This is a genomic window from Acinetobacter sp. AS5, assembly GCF_048957595.1.
In the GTDB taxonomy this organism is placed as follows: Bacteria; Pseudomonadota; Gammaproteobacteria; order Pseudomonadales; family Moraxellaceae; genus Acinetobacter.
The window spans coordinates 1-3,176 of record NZ_JARDAL010000104.1; the positions used below are offsets into that span (position 1 = coordinate 1).

Consider the following 3,176-nt stretch of genomic DNA (forward strand, 5'->3'; position numbering starts at 1 on the left):
TGGCACGCAATTATAAATCTATGATCCGTATAGCCTGCATATTTATTTGGTGCAAAGCCAAATGAGGACACACCCTAAAACCCCGGCTAGTTGTAACAAACTGTCTAATTTTATTTCTTTTTAAATGAGGTTTCTCGGTGTTTGCGTAGCTTTTTTTGGCCCAGTGGATTGAGTGTATAAAGCTAACGGCCTATCTCAATTCGTACAAATATTTAGTAATGGTGTCAATCATGAATTCCAAACTCTCTAAAGCATTAGGTTTAGGATTATTCACAAGTGTGATCAGCGTAGCTGCATTTGCCGAGCCACCAGTTCAACCCGGTGAAACACTTGAAAGCTTGTCTAAAGCTAAAATTAGTACCAAGGTGAATGGTCAGGAAGCCTCTTTAGAAAGCTTGGTGAACTCTGGTCAGATCCGTCTGGTCGATCCGCGCACAGCGGCACCACAACCAGTCATGCCCGATACACAAATGCCAAATGATCCAGCGATGGCCCAAGCCCCGAATCATTCCGGCACTGTCTCTCCTCAGCCGCCTGTCACAGAAGCAGGCATGAATGAATCAGAGGTGCCGGCCAATCTGGTTGAACCAGCCACTGAATCAGAAGTAGAAGCCAGCACGTCTATGACGACGCCTCAACAACAACCAACACTGGAAGAACAACAAGCAGCTGTACCAGCAATGTCTGAAGAGCAACAGCAAGCAGCTATTGCTTCAGAACAACCGATGCCTGAAGCACAGCAACAAGCGGCTGTGACTGAAGCAGATGTGAGCAATGAACAAACTGAAATTGCAGCTCAATCTGATGCAGAGCCAGTACTGATGGAAGAACCTTTGAATGCTGCACCTGAAGTGCCGGCTGCGGTAGAACTCGAACAATAATCTGAAACTCATTTATTTATTGTTTCTCTCATAAAAAAACCAGAGTGTGCCTCTGGTTTTTTTATGCTTTTTTATTTTATTTACATCTGAATCTGGGTGCCCAGCTCGACCACACGGTTGGGTGGAATCTGATAGAAATCACTGACCGGACTGGTATTGCGTTGCATAGAAATAAACAGCTTTTCCCGCCACGGTGCCATACCCTCACCCACAGTATGCATAATCCGTTCACGTGAAATAAAGAAACTGATCTGCATCAGGTCATATTCAAAATCCCATTGCTCATAGGCCTGCTGTAAAGCTTCCGGAATATTCGGCTGATCCTTAAAACCATAATAGATAAACACCCGGTAAAAATGTTCACTCAGTTTTTCCAGTTCAATCCGCTCCTGCCTGTCAACAAAAGGAATATCTCGGGTAATCACTGTCAGCATGATATTGCGTTCATGCAAGACCTTATTGTGCTTAATATTATGCAACATGGCATGCGGAACAATATTTGGTGTACCGGTCAGGAAAATGGCATCGCCTGGCACAAACTTGGTGCCTTCCCCCATCGAAATACTTTTAATAAACAGATCAATCGGCAAGGCATCCTGTTCCAGCCGGTTCAGTACCAACGCACGCCCATCTTTCCAGGTCATGAGAATCGTAAACAGTACCGCGCCAATCAGAATCGGCACCCAACCACCTGAAGCGATTTTCAAGGACGTTGAGGCCACAAAAACCAAATCCAGTGCCAGGAATGGTACAGCAAATAACGCTACTTTCCAGACCGGCCAACGCCAGAAGCCATAGGCCAGAATCGAGATCAGAATGGTGCCGCAGAGCATGGTCATGGTCACTGCAACGCCGTAAGCACTGGCCAGATTGGCACTATTTTCAAACAGTAAAATCAGGATCAACACCGAGATAAACAACATCCAGTTAATGAAAGGCAAATAAATCTGGCCGCGCTCCAATGCAGAGGTATGCTTGACTGACAGGCGCGGCAAATAACGCAGTTGAATGGCCTGATTGACCATAGAAAATACACCAGTAATGACCGCCTGTGAGGCAATCACCGCAGCTGCAGTCGCCAGTCCAATCATCGGGAATAAGGCCCAGTCTGGCAGCAGCATATAGAAAGGATTCGCCAGTGCTTCAGGACTACGCAGTAACAAGGCACCTTGCCCGGCATAATTCAGTAATAAACATGGCAAGACAATAATGAACCAAGCCAGACGAATCGGCAGACGGCCAAAATGCCCCATATCGGCATAAATCGCTTCACCCCCAGTCATGGTCAGAATCACCGCCCCCATGGTCAGAAAAGCCACATAGGGCTGATCGACCACAAAATGATAGGCCCAGTAGGGATTCACCATCCAGAGTACAAACGGGGTCTGGATAATGCTCCACAAACCAAAACCGCCAATCGACAAAAACCAGAGCATGGTTAAAGGCCCAAAGAACTTGCCCATGGTGGCTGTGCCGTGTCGCTGAACCATAAACAGCCCGGCCAGAATCCCGATGGATAAAGGCACCAGCCATTGATTGAAAATGGGTGTAGCAATACTCAGGCCTTCAATGGCTGAGAGCACGGAGATTGCCGGGGTAATAATCCCGTCACCAAAAAATAGTGAGGCACCGACAAAACCCAAAGCGATCAGGAATATTTTCTTTTGATCAGAGATTCGTGTGGTACGCAGGTTTAATGCCAACAGTGACATGATCCCGCCCTCGCCGTTGTTATCGGCACGCATGATTACCATGACATATTTAAAGCTGATGGTAAGCATCATGCACCAGAAAATCAGGGACAGGATGCCGAGTACAGAAGCTTCGCTAATGGCGAGATGTGCGGTAAGGAAGCATTGGCGCAGTGCATAGAGCGGACTGGTACCAATATCTCCGAAAACGACCCCAAGCGCAGCCAGTGTAATCACCGGGAGAGCTGCCTTTTGTGCAGTGCTTTGCATATATTGTCTTCGTTTTTTAACAAGCATTTTTGCGAATCATAGCACCGCATTAAAAGTTTTTCTGCAAATCAATTGTTTCAGCTTGGCACAGCTGGTTTTTTTCGCTATTATCCTCGGCCTATGGTGAGGTGTCCGAGTGGCTGAAGGAGCACGCCTGGAAAGTGTGTAAACGTTTATAGCGTTTCGAGGGTTCGAATCCCTCTCTCACCGCCAGAATTTAAAAACCCGAATCACATGATTCGGGTTTTTTTATATTTGGCGGATTCAAGCGGCAAGTGCAACAGTATAAAAACCAGCCATAACTTCACTAGGCGTATACCAACCTAGTGTTTTT

At 46.6% G+C, this 3,176-nt stretch carries 2 protein-coding genes and 1 tRNA gene; 2 read left to right on the top strand and 1 reads right to left on the bottom strand.

What is annotated here, in order from left to right; genetic code table 11:
- The first annotated feature begins 230 nt into the window (after nt 1-230).
- Nucleotides 231-881 carry a hypothetical protein gene (locus PV763_RS17170; protein WP_004729219.1) on the top strand — a complete coding sequence of 217 codons (651 nt, stop codon included), beginning with the start codon at nt 231-233 and terminating at the stop codon, nt 879-881.
- An 80-nt stretch (nt 882-961) separates the two neighbouring features.
- Here the strand turns inward: PV763_RS17170 and PV763_RS17175 are convergent, their stop codons facing one another.
- Nucleotides 962-2,842, bottom strand: a complete 1,881-nt coding sequence (locus tag PV763_RS17175) for a potassium transporter Kup (RefSeq protein ID WP_004729217.1) — start codon at nt 2,840-2,842, stop codon at nt 962-964.
- 122 nt (nt 2,843-2,964) lie between these two features.
- Between PV763_RS17175 and PV763_RS17180 the strand changes: the two genes are divergently transcribed.
- Nucleotides 2,965-3,055: transfer RNA gene (locus PV763_RS17180), tRNA-Ser, on the top strand.
- The last annotated feature ends 121 nt before the right edge of the window (nt 3,056-3,176 follow it).

Bases quoted from the DNA above. Each gene is read 5' to 3' on its own strand.
- PV763_RS17175 (WP_004729217.1), bottom strand. From the start codon at position 2,842: ATGCAAAGCACTGCACAAAAGGCAGCTCTCCCGGTGATTACACTGGCT.
- PV763_RS17170 (WP_004729219.1), top strand. From the start codon at position 231: ATGAATTCCAAACTCTCTAAAGCATTAGGTTTAGGATTATTCACAAGT.